Annotated in this window: 26 protein-coding genes and 1 pseudogene; 14 read left to right on the forward strand and 13 right to left on the reverse strand. The window is 58.2% G+C overall.

Annotation, left to right across the window (positions count from 1 at the left end):
• Nucleotides 1-165 precede the first annotated feature (165 nt).
• Nucleotides 166-783, forward strand: a complete 618-nt coding sequence (locus HFP51_RS06985; protein ID WP_176875056.1) for an outer membrane protein — start codon at nt 166-168, stop codon at nt 781-783.
• Between the two features lie 14 nt (nt 784-797).
• Here the strand turns inward: HFP51_RS06985 and HFP51_RS06990 are convergent, their stop codons facing one another.
• Nucleotides 798-2,546 carry a radical SAM protein gene (locus HFP51_RS06990; protein ID WP_176875057.1) on the reverse strand — a complete coding sequence of 583 codons (1,749 nt, stop codon included), beginning with the start codon at nt 2,544-2,546 and terminating at the stop codon, nt 798-800.
• A 129-nt stretch (nt 2,547-2,675) separates the two neighbouring features.
• Here HFP51_RS06990 and HFP51_RS06995 point away from each other — a divergent pair, with 129 nt between their 5' ends.
• Together HFP51_RS06995 and HFP51_RS07000 are read left to right on the forward strand one after the other, a co-directional pair.
• Nucleotides 2,676-3,959: a D-arabinono-1,4-lactone oxidase gene (locus HFP51_RS06995; protein ID WP_176875058.1), complete on the forward strand. Its 1,284-nt coding sequence runs from the start codon at nt 2,676-2,678 to the stop codon at nt 3,957-3,959.
• The gene (locus HFP51_RS07000) at nt 3,956-5,089 is read left to right on the forward strand and encodes a DSD1 family PLP-dependent enzyme (RefSeq protein ID WP_176875059.1); all 1,134 of its coding nucleotides are present in this window, start codon (nt 3,956-3,958) and stop codon (nt 5,087-5,089) included. The genes HFP51_RS06995 and HFP51_RS07000 overlap by 4 nt, the downstream gene beginning before the upstream one ends.
• 12 nt (nt 5,090-5,101) lie before the next feature.
• Here the strand turns inward: HFP51_RS07000 and HFP51_RS07005 are convergent, their stop codons facing one another.
• The 5 genes from HFP51_RS07005 to HFP51_RS07025 are packed head-to-tail and all read right to left on the reverse strand — an operon-like array spanning nt 5,102 to nt 9,134.
• Nucleotides 5,102-5,731 (reverse strand): glutathione S-transferase family protein, encoded by a 630-nt coding sequence (locus HFP51_RS07005; protein ID WP_176875060.1) that lies wholly within the window; start codon nt 5,729-5,731, stop codon nt 5,102-5,104.
• Nucleotides 5,732-5,752: 21 nt separating this feature from the next.
• Nucleotides 5,753-6,730: a hypothetical protein gene (locus HFP51_RS07010; protein ID WP_176875061.1), complete on the reverse strand. Its 978-nt coding sequence runs from the start codon at nt 6,728-6,730 to the stop codon at nt 5,753-5,755.
• 22 nt (nt 6,731-6,752) lie between these two features.
• Complete coding sequence (locus tag HFP51_RS07015; RefSeq protein WP_176875062.1) at nt 6,753-7,715, reverse strand: NAD(P)-dependent oxidoreductase; 963 nt, start codon at nt 7,713-7,715, stop codon at nt 6,753-6,755.
• Between the two features lie 25 nt (nt 7,716-7,740).
• Nucleotides 7,741-8,409, reverse strand: a complete 669-nt coding sequence (locus HFP51_RS07020) for a 3-oxoacid CoA-transferase subunit B (protein WP_176875063.1) — start codon at nt 8,407-8,409, stop codon at nt 7,741-7,743.
• Nucleotides 8,409-9,134: a CoA transferase subunit A gene (locus HFP51_RS07025; RefSeq protein WP_176876583.1), complete on the reverse strand. Its 726-nt coding sequence runs from the start codon at nt 9,132-9,134 to the stop codon at nt 8,409-8,411. The genes HFP51_RS07020 and HFP51_RS07025 overlap by 1 nt, the downstream gene beginning before the upstream one ends.
• A gap of 198 nt (nt 9,135-9,332) precedes the next feature.
• On the opposite strand from HFP51_RS07025, the gene HFP51_RS07030 reads away from it, so the two are divergent.
• The gene (locus HFP51_RS07030; RefSeq protein WP_176875064.1) at nt 9,333-10,136 is read left to right on the forward strand and encodes a universal stress protein; all 804 of its coding nucleotides are present in this window, start codon (nt 9,333-9,335) and stop codon (nt 10,134-10,136) included.
• A 12-nt stretch (nt 10,137-10,148) separates the two neighbouring features.
• On the opposite strand, the gene HFP51_RS07035 is transcribed toward HFP51_RS07030, so the two are convergent.
• The 4 genes from HFP51_RS07035 to HFP51_RS07050 form a co-directional block, all read right to left on the reverse strand.
• Entirely contained in the window at nt 10,149-11,381 is a 1,233-nt protein-coding gene (locus tag HFP51_RS07035; RefSeq protein WP_255454969.1) for a cyanophycinase, read from the reverse strand.
• Nucleotides 11,378-12,031, reverse strand: coding sequence for an HAD-IA family hydrolase (locus HFP51_RS07040; RefSeq protein ID WP_176875066.1), 654 nt, complete (start codon nt 12,029-12,031; stop codon nt 11,378-11,380). The genes HFP51_RS07035 and HFP51_RS07040 overlap by 4 nt, the downstream gene beginning before the upstream one ends.
• A 108-nt stretch (nt 12,032-12,139) precedes the next feature.
• Nucleotides 12,140-12,637 carry a heme-binding protein gene (locus HFP51_RS07045; protein WP_176875067.1) on the reverse strand — a complete coding sequence of 166 codons (498 nt, stop codon included), beginning with the start codon at nt 12,635-12,637 and terminating at the stop codon, nt 12,140-12,142.
• Nucleotides 12,638-12,663: 26 nt separating this feature from the next.
• Nucleotides 12,664-13,590: an SMP-30/gluconolactonase/LRE family protein gene (locus HFP51_RS07050; protein ID WP_176875068.1), complete on the reverse strand. Its 927-nt coding sequence runs from the start codon at nt 13,588-13,590 to the stop codon at nt 12,664-12,666.
• A gap of 157 nt (nt 13,591-13,747) precedes the next feature.
• Between HFP51_RS07050 and HFP51_RS07055 the strand changes: the two genes are divergently transcribed.
• Both HFP51_RS07055 and HFP51_RS07060 read left to right on the forward strand, forming a co-directional pair.
• A complete protein-coding gene (locus tag HFP51_RS07055) occupies nt 13,748-15,184 on the forward strand; it encodes an NAD-dependent succinate-semialdehyde dehydrogenase (RefSeq protein ID WP_176875069.1) in 1,437 nt (478 codons plus the stop codon).
• Nucleotides 15,181-16,854 (forward strand): thiamine pyrophosphate-binding protein, encoded by a 1,674-nt coding sequence (locus HFP51_RS07060; RefSeq protein ID WP_176875070.1) that lies wholly within the window; start codon nt 15,181-15,183, stop codon nt 16,852-16,854. The genes HFP51_RS07055 and HFP51_RS07060 overlap by 4 nt, the downstream gene beginning before the upstream one ends.
• Nucleotides 16,855-17,014: 160 nt before the next feature.
• On the opposite strand, the gene thiS is transcribed toward HFP51_RS07060, so the two are convergent.
• Nucleotides 17,015-18,013, reverse strand: coding sequence for a sulfur carrier protein ThiS (gene thiS, locus HFP51_RS07065; RefSeq protein ID WP_176875071.1), 999 nt, complete (start codon nt 18,011-18,013; stop codon nt 17,015-17,017).
• An 81-nt stretch (nt 18,014-18,094) separates the two neighbouring features.
• On the opposite strand from thiS, the gene aroQ reads away from it, so the two are divergent.
• From aroQ to aat, 8 genes are all read left to right on the forward strand, one after another.
• Nucleotides 18,095-18,535: a type II 3-dehydroquinate dehydratase gene (aroQ, locus tag HFP51_RS07070; protein WP_176875072.1), complete on the forward strand. Its 441-nt coding sequence runs from the start codon at nt 18,095-18,097 to the stop codon at nt 18,533-18,535.
• Nucleotides 18,536-18,593: 58 nt separating this feature from the next.
• A complete protein-coding gene (gene accB / locus HFP51_RS07075) occupies nt 18,594-19,091 on the forward strand; it encodes an acetyl-CoA carboxylase biotin carboxyl carrier protein (protein WP_255454961.1) in 498 nt (165 codons plus the stop codon).
• 6 nt (nt 19,092-19,097) lie between these two features.
• A complete protein-coding gene (accC, locus tag HFP51_RS07080) occupies nt 19,098-20,462 on the forward strand; it encodes an acetyl-CoA carboxylase biotin carboxylase subunit (protein ID WP_176876585.1) in 1,365 nt (454 codons plus the stop codon).
• Nucleotides 20,462-20,866, forward strand: coding sequence for an ACT domain-containing protein (locus HFP51_RS07085; protein ID WP_176875073.1), 405 nt, complete (start codon nt 20,462-20,464; stop codon nt 20,864-20,866). Before accC ends, HFP51_RS07085 begins: the two co-directional genes overlap by 1 nt.
• A gap of 8 nt (nt 20,867-20,874) precedes the next feature.
• Nucleotides 20,875-21,225, forward strand: a complete 351-nt coding sequence (arsC, locus tag HFP51_RS07090) for an arsenate reductase (glutaredoxin) (RefSeq protein ID WP_176875074.1) — start codon at nt 20,875-20,877, stop codon at nt 21,223-21,225.
• Nucleotides 21,226-21,250: 25 nt separating this feature from the next.
• Nucleotides 21,251-22,225, forward strand: coding sequence for an alpha/beta fold hydrolase (locus tag HFP51_RS07095; protein ID WP_176875075.1), 975 nt, complete (start codon nt 21,251-21,253; stop codon nt 22,223-22,225).
• An 83-nt stretch (nt 22,226-22,308) separates the two neighbouring features.
• Nucleotides 22,309-23,040, forward strand: a complete 732-nt coding sequence (locus HFP51_RS07100; RefSeq protein ID WP_176875076.1) for a ParA family protein — start codon at nt 22,309-22,311, stop codon at nt 23,038-23,040.
• Nucleotides 23,041-23,060: 20 nt separating this feature from the next.
• Nucleotides 23,061-23,801 carry a leucyl/phenylalanyl-tRNA--protein transferase gene (gene aat / locus HFP51_RS07105; protein WP_176875077.1) on the forward strand — a complete coding sequence of 247 codons (741 nt, stop codon included), beginning with the start codon at nt 23,061-23,063 and terminating at the stop codon, nt 23,799-23,801.
• A gap of 35 nt (nt 23,802-23,836) precedes the next feature.
• Here the strand turns inward: aat and HFP51_RS07110 are convergent.
• Both HFP51_RS07110 and mlaD read right to left on the reverse strand, forming a co-directional pair.
• Nucleotides 23,837-24,280 (reverse strand): annotated as a pseudogene (locus tag HFP51_RS07110) (DUF2155 domain-containing protein); the annotation flags it as partial.
• Nucleotides 24,277-24,822, reverse strand: coding sequence for an outer membrane lipid asymmetry maintenance protein MlaD (gene mlaD, locus HFP51_RS07115; protein ID WP_255454970.1), 546 nt, complete (start codon nt 24,820-24,822; stop codon nt 24,277-24,279). The pseudogene HFP51_RS07110 and the gene mlaD, both read right to left, overlap by 4 nt.
• Nucleotides 24,823-24,826 lie beyond the last annotated feature (4 nt).

Consider the following 24,826-nt stretch of genomic DNA (forward strand, 5'->3'; position numbering starts at 1 on the left):
CACTGCAAAAGAAGCTTTTCTTGTGTCGCCAATGCTCTGGCGAAGATTCAACCCAACGCAAAGCTGATTCGGTTCGTCGCGATTTGGTTGGTTCGCGCTGTCCATTCCGCTTTCTGGGGCCGAGAGCCGGTCCGGGGGCAACCGTGTATTGAGTAGGATCGCACCATGAAACCTATCGTATCAGCCATCGCAATCCCGATTGCAGCCGTCATTGCCGTGCCCGCCCAGGCGCAGAGCATCCCGTTTGTGCCGGACATTTACATGGGCGTGGAGGCGGGCACTGGCGAACGCAGCGCCAGTCGATTTGGCGAAGATGGAACCATCGTCACAAGCGATGAAAGCAATGGCGTGGATTATGGCGCCTATGTTGGCGTCGAGCTCCCCGCATTTCCGCTCGGCTATATGGCCGTCGAAGCCGGGATCGGCGATTCAACCGGCGAAACCACCGCGCTCGTCCGCGATGGGACCGTTGATCGCCAGGTATCAACACAAGCGCGCTTCAACTGGAGCGCCACGGCTCGGCTCGGTCTCGCCCCCCTGCCCGGCTTCGCTGCTTATGGCATTGCCGGCTATGGCGGCGAGCAGGTCGACATAACCGTAACCGATGTCGCCAGCGGCGCGCAGTTTGAACGCGACGATTCCATGGATGGGATCATCTACGGTATCGGCGCCCGCTATATGATCGGATCAGATGTCGGCGTGCGGGCCGAATATCGGCATCGCGAGGCCAGCGGGGCCTATGATCCCGAACAGTTCATGATCGGAGCCTTTATCAGCTTCTAGCCTCGCAGGGCTGATCAGGCGGCAGCATTTTCCTGTGCGTCTTCGCGATGCTGGCGGCGAATTTCGGCCTGACCTGACGACCGGGTCGCCGTCAGCAGGACATCGACCGTGCGCTTGTCGTCGACGATCGCTTCATCTGTATAGTCGAAGCGCGCAGGATCTTTCATGACCCGTTTCATGAACCGACGCAGACGGACATAGGTTCGAGCAACAGCAATTGTGATGTAGAGATTCTTGGCGAAATATTTCGGATAGAAGATCAACGGATTTTCTATTTTGAAGCCCGGCCGGCGCTGCTTGCGGCGATAGATGCGCATATAGCCGGATTCAAATTTTGCGACGCCGGCTATGCGGACGGCTTCGCGATAGGCGGTCAGCCGATTGACGGTCATTTTCTTCTGGTTGGAACCGAGCGCGGCCATCCGCCGGATGACGGTTTCCATATGGTCCCAGCTGTAGAAACTGCGATGCGCATCCTCATAGGCGCGCTCCCATTCCGCATCGCTCATCGTCGGGTGGTGGGTGACCCGGTGGTTGAGATCATATTTGTTGAGGTCCGGGTCCATCCACTGCCCCGCTTCATAGGCAATCTTGTGATCTTCGCTACCAGGAAGCGGCGTCAAATAATTGAGATATATGGAATCAATCGGCAGTTCGCGCTTGAGGGTCGCGATATCATTCTGGATGCTCTCATAGCTGTCATTGGGAAAGCCGATGATATAGCCGCAGATGATATAGACCGGATGTTGCTTCCATAGGAGGAACATCTCGCGATATTCTTCCACGCGGTTTTGGCGCTTTTTGGCAGCCTCGAGATTGTCGGCATTGATATTTTCGAGGCCGACGAAAATCTCGTTCACGCCCATCTGGACGCATTTCTCGATAAAGCGCGGAATACGATGGGCCAGCGTATCGACCTGGATTACAAGCTTGATCGCCAGGCCTTCCTCGCGAAGGGCAATCAGCCGATCGGCAAAGACTTCCCAATTCTTGTTCCGGGCGAAATTATCATCGGTCAGGACGAAGCGGGTAATTCCCTCAGCCGCATTGACCCGGATAATCTGTTCCAGATCGTCGGCGGAGCGGAATCGGCTCTTGCGCCCTTGCACATTGATGATCGTGCAGAAGGAACATTCAAACGGGCAGCCGCGTCCGAGATCAAAACTCGAAAAGCCGTTGGTGTTATTGTCGACCTGCTCGCGCGGGAGAAACGGGATCGGCGCACCCTCAATATTGGGCGTGTCCTTCAGCCAGTCATAACTGGGTTTCAGTTCGCCGTTGAGTGCATCCTGCAGCACCTCATCAATGCGGCAATCCTCCGCCTCTCCACCAAAAAAGCTTATGCCCATCGCTTGGGCCTCGACAAGCTCAGGCGGCAACTCCTTGAGCATCGACATGCAGCCGGAAACATGAAAACCGCCAATGCATATGGGCAGATCCGCTGCACGAAACTCCTTCGCCATTTCCATGGTTCGTGGAAACTGATTGGACTGGACGCCCACAAGCCCAATGAATGCACGCCCGCCAGACCGCTTGATGTCACGCGCAATCCGCCTCGGGTCCACCTTGCTGTGAATCTCATCAAGCGTGTGAACATCGCATTCCAGATCACCGAGGACACCGCGCGCAATGGCATCTTGGACAATGCCAGCCATGCAAGCGAGCGAGTTGGATGGCACAATCGATCGCCACCATTGCAGTGGATAGCCGTCGTCATGGTAGCGCGTCGGCTTGATCAGATAGATTTGAAAACGTCCCCCCATAAGCACAGAAGATACCGCAAAACGGACAAAACGGCGAGATGTTTGACGAGAATCTGTGTCGAAGCCTGATTCCGGTTGCGCTTGTCGGCTTCATCATCGCTGGGTATCCGATTATCGAAAGGGTGCCGTATGACAGCAAATAGTTGGGAGAATTGGTCCGGAAGCGTTCAGGCCCAACCGGCTCAGATTGCCTCGCCGCGATCCGAAGCGGAATTAGCGCAGCTCGTCACCCAACATGACAAGGTCCGGGTTACCGGAGCCGGACACAGCTTCATGCCGCTATGCGAGACAGATGGCCTGCTCCTTCGGCTCGACAATCTCGAAGGCGAACCGACAATCGCCGAGGACGGGAAGAGCGCATGGGCACCCGCCGGTTGGAGCCTCGCCAAGCTCACCCAATGGCTATGGGACCGCGGTTATTCGTTGCCGAACCAGGGTGACGTGAACCCGCAGTCCCTGGCGGGCGCGATATCGACCGGTACGCATGGAACCGGCGCAGATCTGGGAAGTCTCGCCACGATTGCGAGCGGTTTTCGTCTGATGTTGGCTGATGGTTCTGTCGTCGAATGCAGTCCAACAGGAAATGAATCGCTTTTTCAGGCGCAACGCCTGTCGCTGGGTCTCCTGGGCATCGCCATCACGATCAAGATCGACATTCTCCCCGCCTATCATCTGGAAGAACATCTCGAGGCGATCCCGATGGATGCGCTCGAGGAACGCTGGGACGAATTGGCCGGCGAATATCGCCATGTCGAATTCTGGGCCTTTCCCTATGCCGACACTGCCATCCTGAAGACGCTCCAGCCGTGCGATGAATGCCCTTCCCCTACCAAGACCACGGACATGGATGAAAAGGCCTTCGCGCTTTACTGCAAGACGGTCGCGCGAATGCCGAAGCTGACGGCATCGCTGCAGCGCCAGATCATGAAGCAGATGAAATCCAGCGAGCGCCGCGGCCCGGCCTATGTGATTTTCCCGTCTGATCGGAATACGCGTTTTGAGGAGATGGAGCACCAGCTGCCGCGCGCAAACGGCTTTGCCGCGCTTCGCACCGTGATCGACTGGATACGGCGGGAGAAACTGCCGGTCAGCTTTCCCTTCGAATATCGGCTGGTTGCTGGCGACGATATCTGGATGAGCCCGTTCAACAATGGCCCCTGCGCTTCGATATCCATGCATCAATATGCGAAGATGGCCTGGCGCGATATCTTCGCCGAAGCCGAGGCTATTTTTCGTGATCATGGCGGGCGTCCGCATTGGGCGAAGCGCCACACCCTGGCTTTTGATGATGTACAGCGCCTGTACCCCAAGGCCGATGCGTTTCGCAGCGCCTGCCTTGCTGCTGACCCGGATGGAAAATTCGCTAACCCGGCCTTGGCCGAGCTATTCCAGCTGGGGGACAGATCGTCATGAATGCCACTTCCGAGAATGAACGGTTTTTGGGTCAGCAAGGCGGCCGCCGATCGCTCAACACACCTGCATTGGTGATAGATCGCAAAGCCTTGGGCCGAAATATTGACCGGATGGCTGAGTTTGCAGCACGCCATGCGATCGGCCTGCGTCCCCATGCAAAGACGCATAAGAGCTTCGAGATTGCGAGCCTGCAGGTCGCCGCCGGTGCCAAAGGCGTGTGTTGTGCGAAGCTGGGTGAGGCTGAGGCGCTCGTGTCCGCTGGCCCCATTCCCAGCATCCTGATCACCTCGCCTATCGTATCGGACGCAGCCATCACTCGCCTGGCCAAGCTCGCATCGGAAACATCGGAACTGATGCTCGTGGTCGATCACCCGGACAATGCCAAAAAACTGGCAGCCGTGTTTGACGAGGATGATCCGTTGCATGTCCTCATCGATATCGATCCGGGCATTCACCGCACAGGCGTTGCTTCGCCCGAAGCCGCCTTGGCGCTCGCCGAAGAAATATCCCGCCATGCATCGTTGCGATTTCGCGGTCTGCAATTCTATTGCGGGCTGCATCAACACATACAATCCTATGAAGAACGGCGCACCGCGATCATCGAGCGGACCGACTATCTGCGCGGGATAGTCACGCTTTTGTCCGATGCCGGAATGTCGCCGGAAATCATCAGCGGCGGTGGTACCGGCACCCATGAAATTGACGCTGAACTTGGACTGTTCAACGAGCTGCAGGTCGGATCTTATGTCTTCATGGACAATGAATATGGGGAGTGCGAGCTCTTCGCCGAAGCGGAGAATTTCGAAACAGCCCTGCTCGTTGATACGCGGATTATCAGCTGCAACACGCCAGGCATGGCGACAGTCGACGCTGGCTTCAAAGCCTTGTCGACTGATGGAGGCACGCCAATCGTGATGGACGGCGTCCCCGAGGAAACGAGATATATTTTCATGGGCGACGAACATGGCGCATTGATCAATGCGGACCATGAGTTTGACCATGGCGCTACCGTCTCAGTGCAAGTCCCGCACTGCGATCCGACCGTTAACTTGCACGACGCCTATCATGTCGTCGAGGATGATACGCTCGTCGATATTTGGCCGGTGACCGCCCGCGGACGCAGCCGCTAGGCACGCCCTCGCCTAGCCAGGCAGATCAACCAGCGGACCACCGATCTCGATAGCTTTCTTGTACGCCGGACGATTCATCAACCGGCCAAGATAAGCTTTCGCATTGGGACGTTCGTCGAGCAGGCTGACAAGATTGGACAGCTCGAGCAGATATTCGAGATTGATATCGGCGCCGGTGAATGTGTCACCCAGCAGGAATTCGCGCCCTTCCAGATGGCCGTCAATATAATCGAGCAATTTGGTGACTTCTCCGCCGACAAATCCGCCCAACACATCTCCAAGACCGCCAAAGCGTGGCCCAAGCAAAGTCAGCAGGATCGGCATCGACAGCGTGCCTTCGGCAAATTGCAGCCATTCAAGATAAGGCGCCCGATCCGCGTTTGATGACGGAGCCAACTGCCCCTCGCCGCGCGTCTCGATGATATATTCGATGATCGCCCCGGACTCGACCATGACATGGCCGTCAATCTCGACCGTGGGCGCCTTTCCGAGCGGATGAATCGCAAACAGATCTTCCTGCGAGCGATTGGTTTCCGGATGCCGGTGATGCTCCTCCATCTCGTAATGGAGCCCAAGCTCTTCGAGCAGCCAGATGATGCGCGTCGAGCGCGAAAAGCGCAGATGATGAAGCTTGATGGTCATGAAATGGTCCTTTGAGGGGAATCAGGAATCCGGTGTGGTCGCAGCGTCATTCTCGCCTAAATCTTCACTGCGCAAGAGAAAATTGGACCGGAGCTGTCCGTTTGCCACCAATGCGTCCAGGTGATCACGGTCATGACTGGGTACCAAAATGATGTCCGGATTGGCTGTTCGCATGTCATGGAGCGCGCGGACCTGAGCCAGCACATTGGGTCGATCCTCATTGGGATCGAACATGAGATATTGGAGGAGCCTTGGGCGGGTCGAGAGATTGTCTATATTGCTCATCGCCCAGACGATATCGCCGATCAGGAAATATTCCTCGCCCGAGGCCAGCCGGACATAAAAGGATTGCGTACCCGGCGTATGGCCAGCGCTTGGGACGCGGACCACGCCAGGTGCAATACGCTCGGGCCCATCGAAACTGGTAGTTGCTGAACCGGCAATCTCGCCCGCCAACTCACCATCAATGGCGAATTGGGGCATCGCATCGAGCTGCAGTGCATTGAGCCGCAAGCGCGGCGCCAAAGCCGCCGGATCGGGGTGACGTGCGATCGCCATGACATGATCAAGATGCTCATGCGTGATCAGGACCTGTTCGGCTTGCAGCATTGCCTCCAAGACCCGTTGATAGGCATCGCCATCAAAGTGAGACGTTTCCGCAGACTGCGCCATTTCGGCGGCGGTTGCTTCATCGGCTGCCCCACCGATGACGATCGCTTGGTCAGGCCAGACAATTTGAAGTGCGGTGTAGGCAAGCTGGAATTCCCGGCCAAAATCTCCCGCGTCCGCCGCAAAACCCGGTGCCGTATCCGTACCGACGGTTTCGATGCGGATTTCGACCGGCAGGTTGCCAGCATCCTCACTCACCATCGTGCGATAGGCATCGAGATCGAAGACATCTTCTGCCGATGCCGGGGCGCGCGCATCAAGAAGTAGCCACCAAAAGGCTAAGGCGAGAACTGCAAGAACAGCCCCTAGCCAGTAGATCCATTTCTTCATGTGTCCCTCCCGCTCACTCAGCCTATCGCCTTACAATCGGCGACACATAATCCGGGTCATGGGCATAGGGGAGCGGACCATCGCTCTGCAAGGCGTTGAGAATTGTGGCAAAGTCGGTGTCGAACCGAAAACCCGTATGTCGAACGAATTTCGAAGGATCATAGACGCGATCGATATAGGGGGGCAGCGTCCAGCCACGTCGCGCATAGATATCGGCAGCATCGGGAAAGTGGCGCGCAATAACGGCGGGCGCGTCGTCGATCAGCGCCGCGGCCTCAGCCTGCCCAAAGGGGGGTGGGGCGGATAGGATATATGTCTCGCACCCCATACCGGGCGCAGCGCCCAGCGCCGTAACATGCGCGCGTGCCGCATCCTCAACGGTAAGGCGGCGGTTCAGAAATTCATTGGCTTTCAAATTCTCGCCGCTTGGTTCGCTGTGCGTATCATCGTCTTCGGGGAAGAAGCGTCCAGTGCGCAGAATCGCAACGTCGAGACCATGCAACTCATGGTAGAGGCGGCACAGATGTTCGGCGGCAAGCTTTGTCACTCCATAGATGTTGCGGGGTCGTAGCGGACCAAATTCCTCATCGAGCCACCACGCCTGTTGCGCGCCGCCCTCTTTGCCCGCGCGGACATCGGCCCGGATCATCAGCGAAGTTGTCGATGTAAACACAAAACGGTCATGGCCGGCTGCGATCGCTGCTTCGAGCAAGTTCAGCGTGCCCGAAACATTGGTATCGATGAACGCCTGTGCCGGGTTTCGGGCAATATCCGGCTTGTGGAGCGCGCCAGCATGGATGACGGCTTCGGTCCTGTAATCCGCGAACGCCTGGTCAATGGCGGTGCGGTCGGCGACTGACGCAATGATCTGGGTATATGCGCCGGGAACGATGTCGAGTCCCACGCACTCATGTCCGGCAGCTTGCAACATCGGCGCAAGATATCGCCCCAGCCAGCCAGATGATCCGGTCAGCAGGACGCGCATGCGGATATCCTAGCGCAGCATCCGATCAGGCAGCCTGCCCAACCCGCTCGATATAATGGGCCGTCGTCTTTTCACCGACTTCCTCAAGCGTCACACCCGGTGCCAGCTCAATGAGCTCGAATGGGCCATCATGATCCGGCCGATGGAATACGCAGAGATTGGTGATGATCATGTCGACGACATTGGTTCCGGTCAGCGGCAGCGTACATTCGGGGATGAACTTGGGATCTCCGGCCTTGGAATTGTGATCCATCACGACGATGATTTTCTTCACGCCGGCAACCAGATCCATCGCGCCGCCCATGCCCTTGATCATCTTGCCCGGGATCATCCAGTTCGCGATATCGCCATTTTCCGCCACTTCCATCGCGCCCAAAACCGTCAGGTCGATATGTCCGCCGCGGATCATCGCAAAACTGTCGGACGAACCAAAATAGCTTGATGACGGAAGCGCGCTGATTGTCTGCTTACCCGCATTGATCAGGTCCGGATCGATTTCGTCCGGATAGGGAAAGGGTCCGATACCGAGCATACCGTTTTCGGATTGCAGCGTGACCTCCACGCCGTCCGGGATATGATTGGCGACCAGCGTCGGGATGCCGATACCGAGATTGACATAATAGCCGTCCTCAAGCTCCTGCGCGGCCCGTGCGGCCATCTGGTTCCGGTCCCAGCCTTTGGGTGCATCGCTCATCAGGCCGTCTCCCTTTCGCGGGTGGTCTCGAACTCGATCTGCTTGTCATAGGGCGATCCGTCGATCAGCCGTTTGACGTAAATTCCTGGCAAATGAATGCAGTCCGGATCGAGCGCGCCGACCTCGACAATCTCCTCGACTTCGGCGACGCAAATCTTGCCCGCGGTTGCCATCGGTTGGTTGAAGTTCCGCGCCGTCTTGCGGAACACCAGATTGCCGCTGGTATCGGCCTTCCAGCCCTTGATGATGCACAGGTCCGCGAAGATACCGCGCTCGAGGATATAATCCTCCATAACGCCATCATGATTGGCAAACTGCTTCACTTCCTTGCCCTCGGCAACAACCGTGCCGACGCCGGTTTTCGTATAGAAACCCGGAATGCCTGCGCCGCCGGCCCGGCAGCGTTCGGCGAGTGTCCCCTGGGGGCAGAATTCCACCTCCAGCTCCTTGGCAAGGAACTGGCGTTCGAATTCCTTATTCTCCCCGACATAGGAGGAGATCATCTTTTTGACCTGGCGGGTGCGCAGCAGCTTGCCGAGCCCCTCCCCGTCAATCCCCGCATTGTTGGACGCAATGGTCAGCTCTTTGGTTCCGGCATCCCGGATCGCGTCAATCAGGCGTTCGGGGATGCCACATAGGCCAAATCCTCCGGCGCAGATGTGCATGCCATCAAATAGCAGGCCATCCAGCGCGGCGGCGGCGTCAGGGTATATCTTTTGCATAATGCGCTCCGGCGGGCGTTTCTTGTCACCGGCCATTAGGCAAGGCCGTGGAGTCGGGTCAATTGTCCTGTCTGCGATCATACACGCAAAAGCTGCAATCGCCGCAGTTTTCGGTCGATAGGCTTTGACTTCGATCAATGCGGATCGACGATTGCCTCCTACTATTATGGGGAAATGCTCATCTAGCCAAGGAGATTGATCATGCGATCCATCCTGCTCCCCGTGAATAATGAAGAAGGCCTTGAATCCCGCCTGCAAGCCGCGCTTGATCTAGGCCGCGCCACAAACGGTCATATCAGCTTTCTGCATGGCATTGCGGTCAGCGATTATGTCGCACTCGATCCCTTTGGCGGATCCTATTTCGTGGCCGAACAGCGTGAAGCGGCGCTCGAAGAAGCGACCCGCAAACAGACCATGCTCAAGGCGGAAATGGACAATGAAGACGTGGCCTGGGATTTCCTCTCGGTCGATGGCGCGCCCGATGACGTGCTGGTCGCCCAGTCCCGGGTTGCCGACGTAGCGGTGCTCAGTGAACCGTCTGGCGACAGCGATGCCGATCTCGCGTCGAGCGTCACTTATTTTGTCATGGAAGCCGAATGTCCGATCCTGGCAGTGCCGCAGTCCAGCAAGGCATTTAACTGCGCTGGCAAGGCTGTCGTCGCCTGGAACGGCTCGGCGCCGGCTGCCAACGCAATGCGGGCAGCGATCCCGCTCCTGCAGGTCGCCAATTCGGTCGAGGTTGTCACAATCGGTGAAGATCCAAAGGATTTCCCGGCCGCCAAGGCCTGTGCCTATCTGTCACGCCATGGCATCAAGACCGAACTGATTCGCCGCGAGCGGCAAGACAAGATTGCCGATGAAATGCACGACCTGCTGCTCGAACGCAGCGCCGACTATATGGTGATGGGTGCTTTCAGCCATAGCCGGCTGCGCGAGACGCTATTCGGTGGAGTGTCGCGTCACTTCATCCAGCAATCGCCAGTGCCGGTGTTTATGACGCACTAAGGCGCGGAGCGGCTATTCGGCGGTTTCAGTCGTCAGCGACAGACGCACGCCGGTCAGCGTGCCGTTCCAGCCATAATCACTATCGCGGCGCCAATAGCGGGTATCGCTATCCCCGCTGAGCGTGAAAGTGGCGGTCCGCTTGGCATAGGACAGGCGGGCGGAGACGCGGATAGTGGTACCGCGGCGCATTTCCGATGTGTGAAAGCCAATCGCTTCGCTCTCGAGGAATTGCAGCGGTTCAAGCGTCGGCCAGAGCCCGCCGAAAATGCGATCGCGATCGGCAACCGACAGGCGCGTATCGGACGGCGTGACTTCGAAACTATTGAGACCGATCCGATCGCCATCATGCAATCGTGACAGGCGGATGCCGGTGATTGCATCGGCACTGACCACAGCGTCGCGCGCGTCAAGAACAGTGACCGCACCACGCCCGATAACGGTGCCCCGGCGCTCGAACAGATTAACCAGCAATGCTGTATCCTCATCGATGCCGATCCCCAGACGTGCCGGACCTGGTTGCCGGGCGGTTGCGCGCGCGAGCCGACCCAAGCGCGCCCGTTCCATCAAATGCTGGTCAATCGTGAACGGCGCAAAGAAACGGAGTCCCTGCATTAAAACCAATGGTTCCGACGGGTTGGTTTCATCGCTCGGCGTGTCACCGACCGGACCAAATAGCGCTTCGAACGGTCCACCGCGCGCTATCATCGGGCTGCTCATGGCTGCCGCTCCCGCACTGGTGCCGCCAATAATGGCGCCGGCGGCAAGGCGGGCACGGATCGCTGCCAGCATCGGGCTATCAATGCCCCCGGGGCGCACCAGTGTACGGTTCAGTCGAGCCTGGTCCCCGCCAGTGAACCAAATCGCTCCCGCATTTTCGATCTTGGCAATCTCTTGGGGATTAGCGGCGTTGGCGACCCAATCACCTTCGTCGATATCGGGCGTGTCGGGATCATCGACCGTGGCAAGAGCGACAATAGTAATGACCTCCGGATCGACGCCGTGATGCATAAGATGGCCAGCAAATGTGGTCGCTCGAGCAGATCCGTCGACCCCGGCCGCTGCAATAATCGCGATGCCAGGGCTGTCCTCAGGGCGATTGTCGATCAGCGCGCGATAGACTGCTTCATTTTCGAGCAGCAAACCGCCGCCGACAATCAGTAGCCGGCCGTTGTCTGCCTGTGCTGGTCCGCTAAACAGGACGGCCAGGGCCAGAAGAAAGCCGGCAAATGACCGGAGGAAGATCACACCCAACCGTCTTCAAATTCAAGAACGGTGCCCAGATCTACAAGCGCCTTATCTTCGCCGACCACCTTGATCGCAGCCATGCCCAATCCGGCAGCGGGCTTACAGTTGATACCCAGATCGTCGAGATAGACGCAGGCCGTAGCTTCGACCTCCAGTGCGTCGCACATCATCTCGTAAATTCGCGGATCGGGCTTGCGCACACCGACCTTGGAGCTTTCAATCACATGATCGAACCGCGCCATGATCTCGGCAATTGCTGCCGCTTTTTCCGCGCTGCCCGCCATTCCGGCACCTTTGCCGGCCGGCACATTGTTGGTGATGCAGCCAATGGCGAAACCTTTGGATTTCAAAATGTCCAACGCCTCAACCATCCGCGGTCGGATATCGCCAGACAGGCAGGCAAGCACATCGCTTCCGCGCAGCTCGACACCGACGGCCCGTGCTTCTTCCGCAAACAGCGTATCGAATTCAGCCGCATTAATCTCTGATCGCTCGAACTTCGCCCAGGCATTGCTGTCCGGGTCAGCCGCATTGATCTTGCGCACACTGTTGATCGGCATGCCGCGTTCTTCTTCCATGCGATTGAACGCATCGAAGGGCGAGGATGTTATCACGCCACCGAAATCCCAAATCACCGTCGTCTTGTTCATCGCCATCCTCGCCGAAAATTTCTGCGTGGTCCTTAGAGGCGATGAATCGCACCGGTCAAACAATAGCTTCGCGGATGCGACGGTTTGCCGCGATGAAAAGCCAGCTCGCTACTGCCTGACACGGCTCGGCAAGAAGCCGGCGGCCGCAATCCCGGCCTCGGCACAGGCGATATCGTCTTCGGGTGGTTCGCCCGATACACCGATCGCGCCAAGCCGATGCTGGCCGGTTGCGTCATAAATGGGGACCCCACCACCGACGGTGACTACGCCAGGTGCGTCGGCAAAGCCGGGAGTGTTACGAGCGCCCTGCTCCATGCCGGATGTCGGGAAACCCCAGGTCGCGGCCGCATAGGCCTTCTCTTCGGCAAAGGCGATTGCGCCAGGCCCATTTCCATCCATCCGGAGTGCCGCCATGATATGGCCGCCGGCATCAACAACAACGATGCCCTGGCTTTGGCCATTGGCTTCGGCATGGACAACGCAGCCATTGAGCACGGCTTGAGCCGCCGCTGCATCGAACGCCGCCATGTCATGGGCCTGTGCTGGCAAAGCCGCAGCACCGATTGCGAGTAAGAGCCCGCCGGTTACCACCTGTAATTTCATCATTTTCTCCAAGACTGAAAGGCCTGAAATCAGGCGTTATGTTCCAGTCTCAGGCCCGGACGCGGCCATTCCATCTTGACCAATCTGCCCGTCCCCGAGAGCGTCAGCCAAGCCGTTTTCATGTCCGGCCCGCCAAAACAGACATTAGTCGTAAAGATATCATCAGTCGCGACGAATTCGACCAACGACCCATCCGGGGAGACGACCGAAATCCCACATTCGCCAATTGTGGCAATACACACATTGCCATCGCCATCCACGGCGAGGCTATCGAAGAATTTGTAGCCGGCCGGGCGATAGACAGGGATGCCGGGGCCGCCGGGTCCGGCGTCGTCGGCCACCTTGCCAGGTTCAGTGATGTTGAACTTCATCAACCGGCATGTGTAGGTCTCGGCCGCATAGAGCGTCTTGCCGTCGGGCGAGAGGCCGATGCCATTTGGGTTGTTGGACGGGAAGATCACCTCTTCGAGATGGCTGCCATCGGCCTTGGCATAGAAGATGCCGACAATGTCATGGCAGCGTTTGGCATAATCCACCTTGCCATGATCGGTGAACCAGAAGCCGCCATGCGCGTCAAAGACAATGTCATTCGGACCGCGCAATACACAGTCGAAATCGCCCGACTTGTACAAAGTCTCGATCGCGCCAGTCGCCAGATCGATGCGTTCGATTCGACCACCCGAATAGTCGCTGGCGATCCCATGGGGGGCCAGCATGCCGTCACTCTCAAGATATTCGAAGCCGCCATTGTTACAGACATAGAGCTTGCCATCCGGGCCGATCGCCGCGCCGTTCGGACCGCCGCCCGGTTCGGCCACGGTTTCCTTGGTGCCATCTGGAAGTACGCGCGTGATGCGGCCTTCGGCAATCTCCACCAGGATAATGCTACCATCGTCCATCGCCACCGGACCTTCAGGAAAGCGCAGTCCGTCGGATACCAATTCAAAATTGCTCATGCCAGTTCCTCTCCTTGTCGCGACGCGCTATTATAATCAGACATCGTCGCCCTGAACTTGTTTCAGGGTTCACTCCTCAATCTACACACCGGAGCAGGGTGATAAGTGGATGCTGAAACAAGTTCAGCATGACGAAGGGAACAAAGGGACGCAACAAATGACGACCGAATATCCGCAAGATTTACGCTTTCATGTCGATGGCGAATGGGTTGAGGCCGGGGACCGGCAGACCCAGGACGTTATTAATCCGGCAACCGGAGAGACACTGGCCGCCTTGCCTTTGGCCAATAGCGACGATCTTGATCGCGCGCTGGCTGCAGCTGAGCTTGGTTTTCGCGAGTGGAAGGCAAAAGACGTCAATGAGCGTGGCGCTGTCTTGCGCAAGGCAGCCGATCTGTTGCGGGACCGGGCCAATGATATCGCGCCGCTGCTCACATTGGAACAAGGCAAGCCAGTCAAGGAAGCCGCCGGTGAAGTACATGGTGCGGCGGGATTATTTGATTATTTTGCTGAAGAAGCGAAACGCGCTCAAGGCCGGGTGTTGGTTCGTCCGACCGGGCAGCGCTCGATCGTCATCAAGCAACCGGTGGGTCCCGTTGCCGCATTTAGCCCGTGGAATTTCCCGCTCTTCCTGATGGCCCGTAAGCTCGCACCAGCGCTGGCGGCGGGCTGTTCAATCATCTGCAAGCCGCCGGAAGAAACACCGGCGTGCTGCATGGCGCTCATGCGCTGCGTATTGGATGCAGGCGTGCCCGGCCATGTCGCACAGATGGTGTTTGGTGTGCCCGACCAGGTCAGCACGCATCTCATCGCCTCGCCGATCATCCGCAAGATCAGCTTCACCGGTTCGGTGCCCGTCGGCAAGCATCTGATGAAGCTTGCCGCAGATGGCGTGAAGCGGACAACGATGGAGTTGGGCGGCCATGCGCCCGTGCTGGTCTTTGACGATTGCGATCTCGATCGCACGCTCGACATTATCGTCCCGCAGAAATTCCGTAATGCCGGCCAGGTCTGTGTCAGCCCGACGCGTTTCTACGTCCAGAACGGCATCTATGATCGGTTTGTCGACGAGTTCACCAAACGCACCGAACAGCTGACCGTCGGCAATGGCCTTGAAGATGCAACCGAAATGGGTCCGCTCGCCAATGAGCGACGCCCCGAAGCGGTCGGCGCGCTCATCGCCGATGCAGCGGACAAAGGTGCGCGGATCACAACCGGCGGCGATGTTCTTGGCGAGAGCGGCTTTTTCTTCCGCCCGACCGTGATCGCTGACGTCCCGCTCGATGCTCAGATCATGGCGAATGAACCCTTTGGCCCGGTCGCGATGATGCGACCCTTTGCGACGCTCGATGAAGCAATCGAACAGGCAAACCGCCTCCCCTATGGCCTTGCTGCCTTCGCGTTCACCGAAAATGGCCGTCAGGCGATGTTGCTGGGCGATGCGATCGAAAGCGGCATGGTCGGTATCAACACAGTCGGTATCAGTGCGGTCGACGCACCCTTTGGCGGGGTGAAGGAATCCGGCTTCGGCAGTGAGGACGGGCCAGAAGGCTTGGAAGCCTATATGGTCACCAAAGCGGTGCATCAGGCATGAGCGACGCATCGACCTCTCGCACCGGCGGCCAGATCCTCGTCGATAATCTCGTTGAGCAGGGCTGCGACCGGATATTCTGCGTGCCCGGCGAAAGCTATCTCGCTGTCCTCGATGCCCTGCATGACAAGGACGCAATCGATCTCGTCGTGTGCCGTCAGGAAGGCGGTGTATCTTTCATGGCGGCCGCTGACGGTGCGATGACGGGCCATCCGGGTATCGCCTTCGTCACGCGCGGACCCGGGGCGACCAATGGTTCAATCGGTGTCCATGTGGCGATGCAGGATTCGGTGCCGATGATCTATTTCATCGGCGATGTGGGGCGCGGCGACAAGGATCGCGAAGCGTTTCAGGAGATCGACTTTCCGGCAATGTTCGGCCCGATGTGCAAATGGGCAGCAAAGATCGACCAGGCCGAGCGGATCCCCGAATATATCGCGCGGGCCTATTCGGTCGCGATGAACGGGCGTCCCGGACCCGTCGTTCTCGCGCTGCCCGAAGACATGCTGCGTGACACTGTCGAAGCAGCCGATCGCCCGAAAGTTATCCGTCCGGCCCAGCATCCGGACCCTGAAGCGATGGCGGTGATGATGGAGCTTCTCAAGGACGCCGTTTCGCCGGTCGCCATTGTCGGTGGCGCAGATTGGTGCGCGGGCGCATCGCACTATTTCCAGAACTTTGCCGAAGATATTGGTATTCCGGTAGCCTGCGGTTTCCGTCGCCAGGACGCGATACCCAATGAGAGCCCGGTTTGGGCCGGCAATCTTGGCTATGGGCCCAATCCGAAGCTGCTCGAGCGGATCAGGGCGGCCGATTTGCTGCTCGTGGTCGGCGCCCGGCTCGGCGAAGCGACGACCGATGGCTATACGCTAATCACCCCCGATCATCCGGATCAGACCGTGATTCAGGTCCATCCTGATCCCGAGGAACTCGGCAGCGTCTATCGCACCGATCTCGCCATCTGCGCGGATATGCGGGAGTTCTCCGAGGAAGCCTCGCTCTGGGAGCATGACATTATCGATTTCGACTGCGGCAAGGACGCGCATACCGAATGGGAAGCCTGGAACAGCGTAACCCCGAATGACGATCTCGCACTCGATCTTGCCCAATGTGTCGGCACGGCATGCGAAGCGCTCCCCGCTGACAGCATCATCTGCAACGGTGCCGGGAATTTTTCAGGCTGGTGGCATCGCTTCTGGCGCTACACCGGCCCGGTAAGCCAGCTCGCCCCGACGGCGGGCGCGATGGGCTATGGCGTACCGGCTGCTGTCGCGGCGTCGCTGCGCAATCCGGATCGCCAGGTGATTGCGGTAGCGGGTGATGGCGACTTTCTGATGAACGGGCAGGAATTGGCGACCGCAGTCCAGCATGGCTGCAATATGTTGGTGATGGTGATCGACAATGGCAGCTATGGCACGATCCGCATGCATCAGGAGCGCAACTATCCCGAACGGTTATCCGGGACCGCGCTGAGCAACCCCGATTTCGCCGCGTTAGCGAAAGCCTATGGCTGCTGGTCGGAAACGATCGAGAAGACCGCAGACTTCGCCGGTGCGCTCGATCGCGCCAAGGCAGAAACCGGTGTGCGCCTCCTCCATCTGAAGATCGATGTTGAGGATCAGCTGGCGGCTGGGACATCTGTGGCAAAGGTGCGCGCCGCGACAAGCGCCTGAATCGAAAGGGCCATCACCGATCAAGCGATGATGGCCCAATGCGACCCGGTTTAACTACAGGGGCAGTAGAAACCAGGTATCTCCGACGAGTGTCGTACACCGCGAAATCGTCGCGGAGTAAAGCAACCTGCGGTTCGTTTTCGACGAACGACCAATGAGTTTAGATCAACCCCGCCAATGGGCTAGAGGGATCGGCATATTTCCGCGTTGCCATCCGGCCGCTGCGATAGGCTTCGCGTCCCGCCTCAACCGCCAGCTTCATCGCCCGGGCCATGCGGACCGGTTCCTTGGCTTCGGCGATCGCGGTGTTCATCAGCACCCCGTCACAGCCCAGCTCCATGGCGACGGCCGCATCGGACGCCGTACCGACACCAGCGTCTACCAGTACCGGCACCGAAGCGCCCTCGACAATCAACCGGATTGTCACCCGGTTCTGGATACCAAGGCCTGAGCCAATCGGTGCGCCCAGCGGCATCACCGCCACAGCTCCGGCCGCTTCCAGCTGTTTCGCCGCGATCGGATCATCAACGCAATACACCATGGGCTTGAAGCCTTCATTGGCAAGCGTCTCAGTGGCCGTCAGCGTCTCGCGCATATCGGGATAGAGCGTCTTCGCCTCACCCAGCACTTCGAGCTTCACGAGATCCCAGCCGCCGGCTTCGCGCGCAAGCCTGAGCGTCCGGATCGCTTCGTCCGCGGTAAAGCAGCCTGCCGTGTTTGGTAGATAGGTAAAGCGTCTGGGATCGATGAAATCGGTCAGCATCGGCGCATTGGGATCCGAAACATTCACCCGGCGCACGGCGACGGTAATGATCTCTGCACCCGATGCTTCAAGCGCCGCCGCATTCTCTTCAAAATCCTTATATTTGCCGGTGCCGACAATAAGCCGGGAGGTGAAAGTCTGGCCAGCAACCGTCCAGCTATCGTCATCCCGATGGTCACCGCCACCAACGAAATGCACGATCTCCAACGTGTCACCATCTTCAACCAGGACATCGGCCAGCGTCGAGCGCGGTACCACTTCAAGGTTGCGTTCAACCGCAATCTTCGCTGGATCCAGACCCAGCGCTTCGCTTGCAAAGGCAGCCAGCGACAGACCCGGATGGATACGGCGATGCTCACCATTCACCTGTATCGATATCGTGCCGTCACTTGTCATTGCTGCATCCTGCCTTTGCGTTACGATCCGAGCCGCATATAGGTGTCCGCCCCGCATCGCCGCAACCAAAAGGCTAGGCCAATGAGCGATAAACCCGTGATCTTTGTTCTGAACGGGCCAAATTTGAACCTGCTCGGGCTGCGCGAGCCGGAAATTTATGGGTCTGATACGCTCGACGATATCGCCGGGAAACTGGAAGATCGGGCGCAGGAACTGGGCGTTGACGTTGAAGTGCGTCAATCCAATCATGAGGGACATTTGATCGACTGGATTCACGAAGCCCAGGGCGATAATGCCAAGGCTATCCTATTGAATGCAGCCGGTTTCACGCACACTTCAGTTGCTTTGCATGACGCGATAAAGGCGGTTTCGGTGCCGGTTATCGAGGTCCATCTCTCAAATCCGCATGCACGGGAGGCGTTTCGACATAAAAGCTATGTCGGCGAGGCCGCAAAAGGCACTATTTCGGGATTCGGGGCATTTTCCTATCTGCTGGCGCTGGACGCGGCCATGCAGCTTTGAGTAAAAGCCGCCTCTTGCAGTCCGGTTTCGTACCGGCAACAGGGATAAAGGGTTTGCTATGACGACCTCTAAAGGTGCCGAAAAAGGCACCATGAATGTCGACGCCGATCTCGTGCGCCAGCTGGCAGAGCTGTTGGACGATGCCAATCTCACCGAAATCGAAGTAGAAGATGGAAATCGCAGCATCCGTGTATCGCGCGCTGGCAGCGCCGTTGCGGTCGCCGCACCAGCGCCCGTCGCCGCTCCGATCGCGGCTGCGCCGGCTGCCGCACCGGCATCAGCTCCTGCGGCTGCTGCACCGGCTCCGGCAGCAGAAAATTTGGTGGGCGCAGTCAATTCTCCGATGGTTGGAACAGTCTATTTGGCACCGGAACCGGGCGCAGACCAGTTTGTCTCGGTTGGCGATTCGGTCTCCGAAGGCGATACGCTGCTCATTATTGAGGCGATGAAGGTCATGAACCCGATCATCGCCGACAAATCCGGCAAGGTTACGGCCCTCCTCGTCGAGAATGCCGAACCGGTTGAGTTCAATCAGCCGCTCGTAACGATCGAATAGGCGGCCATCGTGATCGAGAAAGTCCTGATTGCCAACCGCGGCGAAATCGCGCTGCGCATCCATCGCGCTTGCCATGAAATGGGCATCAAGACGGTGGCTGTGCATTCGACCGCCGATGCGGAGGCGAAGCATGTAAAGCTTGCAGATGAGGCTGTGTGTATCGGGCCGCCATCGGCGACCGACAGCTATCTAAGCATCCCGAATATCATATCGGCTGCAGAGATCAGTCAGGCGGATGCCATCCATCCCGGCTATGGTTTTCTCTCCGAAAATGAAAAATTCGCCAAGATCGTCGAGGACCATGACATTATATGGATCGGGCCGAAGCCTGAACATATCCGCATCATGGGCGACAAGGTGGAAGCCAAGAAAACGGCCGGCAAGCTTGGCTTGCCGCTGGTCCCTGGCTCCGATGGCGCGGTGCGCGAATATAGCGAAGCCAAGAAGATCGGCGCTGACATCGGTTATCCGCTGATCGTGAAGGCTGCATCCGGCGGCGGCGGTCGCGGCATGAAAGTCGTGCCTGAAGCGAGCCAACTCGAAACCTTGATGAAACAAGCCGGGTCGGAAGCGAAATCGGCCTTTGGCGACGACACGGTCTATCTTGAGAAATTCCTCGGCAATCCACGCCATATCGAGTTTCAGATATTTGGAGATGGCAAAGGCAATGCCGTCCATCTGGGCGAACGCGATTGTTCGCTGCAACGCCGCCACCAGAAAGTGCTGGAAGAAGCACCGGGACCGACAATTACAGCCGAAGAACGTGAGCGAATGGGCGATATCTGTGCCAAAGCCATGGCCGATATGGGTTATCGCGGTGCGGGTACGATCGAGTTTCTCTACGAGAATGGCGGTTTCTATTTCATCGAAATGAATACGCGGCTGCAGGTCGAACATCCGGTGACCGAAATGATCACCGGGCTCGATCTGGTGCGCGAGCAGATCTTAGTCGCCGCAGGCCAACCGCTGTCGGTAACACAGGATGAGGTAACCTTTACCGGCCATGCGATCGAATGCCGGATCAACGCGGAAAACGCGAAAACCTTCGCCCCATCACCCGGCAAGGTGATCAACTATCATGCGGCGGGTGGCATGCATGTTCGCGTCGATAGCGGCCTCTATACCGGTTATTCGATCCCGCCTTATTATGATTCCATGATCGCCAAGCTGATCGTCTATGGATCTAGCCGCAACAAATGCATCATGCGGCTGCGCCGCGCGCTGGAAGAAATGGTGATCGAGGGTGTCGATACGACGCTGCCCCTGCATCAGGCATTGCTCGACGATCCCGATTTTCTCGATGGCAATTATACGATCAAATGGCTCGAGGAATGGCTCGACCGAAACAATAGCGCCGATCAGGCCAACTAATGCCCGGCGAATCCGATCTTGATGCGCTGCTGCGCGATCTGAAGCCTATGCTTGCCGAAGAGGAGCATGGCTTTGCAACAATCCCGATGGGTACAGGGTGGCCACAAGGTTTGGTGCCGGTCGCCACCTTTGCCGAAGCCGAAGGCGCAAGCGTGATCGCGCTCGCATCGATCATGGAGGGCATTGGCCTTGATCATGAAGGGGGCTGGGCAAAAATCACGATTGGCGCTAACAGCGCGTTGAGCGCAGTCGGGCTAACGGCAAAAATCTCCGGGGTTCTTGCCGAAGCCGGGATCAGTGCCAATATAGTTGCGGCATATCATCACGATCATGTCTTTGTGCCCTGGGCACGGCGTGACGAGGCGATGGCGGTTCTGGAAAAATTATCGAAGGTACAGGAGTAATTCGTTCGATGCAGGCCATTATCTACCATAATCCGCGGTGCGGCACATCTCGCAAGACGCTGGAAATACTAGAAAAAGCGCCAGCTATTGCCGTGCGAGTGATCGAATATCTCAACGACACGCCAACCAAGGCAAAGCTGAAAGAGCTTTACAAGAAAGCCGGCATTACGGCGCGCGACGGGCTGCGTTCCAAGGAACCGCTTGCCAAGGAGCTCGGGCTGAACGACCCGGATATCAGCGATGATCAAATTCTCGATGCGATGATCAAGAACCCGATTCTCATCAATCGGCCGATCGTTGAAACGAAAAACGGCGTCCGGCTCTGCCGACCGCAGGATCTCGTCAAGGAAATCATCTAACGCCTGACACACTGGGAGCGCGCCAATGAAGAAGTTTCTCAAATGGACTGCGCTGACCCTATTGATTGTCATAGTTGGTGCGATCGTTTGGTTCTGGACCCCCGATCGCGATGCCGACGAGCTGCGCGCAATATACGCCAATGACGCGTCGCAATTTATCGAACTCGATACTGGCCTGACCGTCCATGTCCGCGATCATGGCCCGCGTGATGCGCCGGTTATCATGCTACTTCACGGATCGAGCGCTTCGTTGCAGACTTGGGAACCCTGGGTCGAGCGACTGTCCGAGGACTATCGCGTCATCACTTATGACCAGCCAGGCCATGGTCTGACCGGCCCGACCCCAGATGGCAATTACGATACGCATGTCTTTGTTGAGACAGCACAGGGCGTGGCCGAAGCGCTTGAGCTTGATCGTTTTGTGATCGGCGGCAGTTCAATGGGCGGCTGGGTCTCCTGGAACTATGCATTGGCGCATGGTGACCGGCTCGACGGACTCATGCTTGTCGGCGGCTCAGGCGCGCCAGACGCGCAGCCACGCAAGATTCCGATCGGCTTCCGGATTGCGTCCATGCCAGTCATCTCCTCGCTCATGCAAAAGATAACGCCACGTTCAATGGTCGAGCGCTCGTTGCGCCAGAGTGTCAGCAACCAGGCGATGATCGATGACGCGATGGTCGATCGTTATCATGATCTGCTTCGCTATCCGGGTAATCGTGCCGCGACGCGGGCTCGCAATCGCGCCGAGCGCACTGTGGCGAGCCCGGAAACCATGGCCAGCATATCGACCCCTACCCTGCTGATATGGGGTGCAGAGGACACACTTGTTCCGCTCGAAGCGGGCCAGTGGTTTGACGAACATATCCCGGACAGCGCGCTGATCGCCTATCCGGAAATCGGCCATATTCCGATGGAAGAAGCCCCCGATCGCAGCGCCGCCGATGTCGCGTCATGGATGGCAACGCTGTATCCGGTGGCAGAAGAAGAACCCGCCGAGTAACCTATAGAAGAAGCGTCCCAAAATGGGATGGCAGCCGGGCTCGCTATTTGGCTGGCGAGCAAGAGGTCGCTAGATACGTACCCATGTGCACAATTGCGATCTACAGCATGAAGGGCGGCGTCGGAAAAACCACGCTGGCGGTGAATCTTGCGTGGAGCGCCGCCACGCTTTCATCGCGGCGGACCTTGCTATGGGATCTCGATCAACAGGCCGCGGCGACCTATCTCGTTCAAACGGGCAAGAAACCCAAGCGCCGCGCCGAAGGCGTCTATGACCAAGAGGTCAAACCCCGCAAACTGATCCGCAAAACCGATATCGAGCGGCTCGACCTGTTAGCCGCCGATTCCTCTTTGCGTGACCTCGACCATATGTTCTTCTCTTTCGGAAAGAAGAAGCGACTCCTCAAGATCATCGATAGCGTCGCGCGCGACTATGATCGCGTCATCCTCGATTGCCCGCCCGGGCTCAGTGAGACCAGCGATCAGATACTGCGCGCTGCGGATATTGTGCTGGTTCCGGTAATTCCCTCACCACTTTCGGAGCGAGCCTTCGATACCGTGGTCGATCACGTTCAGCGCAATCACAAGGGCCGCACGGCTATCCTGCCGGTTTTCACCATGGTCGATCGGCGTCGCAATCTTCACAAAGCGGCTCTGGAGCGAGAAAAGCGCTGGCCGGTAATCCCCTATGCCAGCGCGGTTGAACAAATGGCGGCCCATCGAAAACCAGTGGGAGCTTTTGCGCCCAATTCGCCGGCCGGCAAAGCCTTCGCCAAATTGTGGCGCGGCGTGGAACGGAAAATCTCAAAACTCTAACATGCCTCCCGCAACAGCCGATGACGGCTTGGCGCGGAAACGCTATCATTGCGCCCGTGGACTTGCTTGATCCGACCATGTTGCTGCGCGCCTATGCGATTGGCGTGTTTCCGATGGCCGATAGCCGAGACGCCTCCGATGTGTTCTGGGTCGACCCCAAGAAACGCGCTATCCTGCCACTGGACGGGTTGCGTGTATCGAGATCGCTCGCCAAGACCATCCGCTCCGATCGCTATCGCGTGACACTGGACACGGCGTTTGATGCGGTTGTTTCGGCCTGTGCTGAATCCCGCCCGGATCGTCCGGACACATGGATCAATCCGGCGATCCAGAAGGCCTATGGCGAGTTGCACGAGCGCGGCCATGCCCATTCGATCGAATGCTGGATGGATGATGAGCTGGTCGGCGGCCTTTATGGCGTCAGGCTGGGCCGCGCCTTTTTTGGCGAGAGCATGTTCAGCCGGATGTCGGATGCGTCCAAAGTCGCGCTGGCGCATCTTGTCGCGCGGATGCGCGCCGGCGAATTCGAGCTTCTCGATTGCCAATTCATGACCGATCATCTCGCCTCGTTAGGCGCGATCGAGATCAGCAAAGAAGATTATGCGTCGTTGCTGGACGCTGCGCTGTCGCCGCTGGGGCCATCGGGCACAGTCTCTGCAACCGGCGGAGACCTGTCCGCACTGGAAGGCGGAGACGGTACTGGGGAAGACGGCGCGCTATCCGGATATGTCATTTCGCAGGCTTTGGGCCAGACATCATAAAGGCGATGCTCGACCACATTGAGCGCCGGGCGCTCTTTATAGAGCCAGCCCGAGAAAACCCGGTTCCAGCTATCGTCGTCGCCATTTGCGTCACGATCCCGAACAAATAGCTGCACAAAGGCGCCGGTGAGCTGTTGCGGCTCCCATGGTGCGGTCACTTCGCATGCGCGCAGGCGGACCAGAACGTCGCCCACCCGCGTTGATTCGCCCGGCTGCAACCGGATTTCGCGCGACAAGCCGTTGCGCTTGTTGAGCAGGCCAAGCACCGCAACCCGATCTTCCATGGGCGTCACACCCGCCATATTCACGGGAAGATCGCCGACGATCTCGATATCGTCGACATTCAGCGTGTCGTCATCCGCGCCGCTTCGATTCTGATCGAGCGTCAATTCACTCGGCGGTGCTTCATCAGGGACTTCTTCAGCCGAACCGCAGGCAGCCAAGGCTGCACAGGCGACAACCGCCACACCGCGGATCATGGAAGCGGATCTTCAGCATCGGCGGGATCGGCGACAAACTCGTCGCTCATGGTATCGCCGAACGTGTCCGACATGGTGTCATCCATACCACCATCACTGCCACCGGAATCGTTGATCATCGAGCCAATCAGGCCGGTCATGTCGATCGCACCCTGGGTGTCGAGAATGACATCGTCGGCCCGCAAGGCTTCATCCGAACCACCGGGCAGCATCGATATGAAACTACCGCCCAGCAAGCCTTCGCTGGTTATCGCTGCGCTGCTGTCATTGGGAAGATTAGTCCCCGGGTCGATCGCCATGCGGACTTCCGCCTGATAATCTTCCGGATTGAGCGTAATCGCCGTTACTTCACCGATGGAGAGGCCAGCCACCCGAACATCGGTACCCACCGAGATTCCGCTCACATTCGGGAAATAGGCGGTAACCTCAATTGCATCACTACCCGCTCCGCTCGCCGTTCGGCCGATGAAGGTGAAGACGAGCCAGATTGCCGCGATAACAACGACCAGGCCCACCAGTGCCTCAAACAGATGATTGCGCACCGTG

The organism is Parasphingopyxis sp. CP4, from assembly GCF_013378055.1.
Lineage (GTDB): Bacteria > Pseudomonadota > Alphaproteobacteria > Sphingomonadales > Sphingomonadaceae > Parasphingopyxis.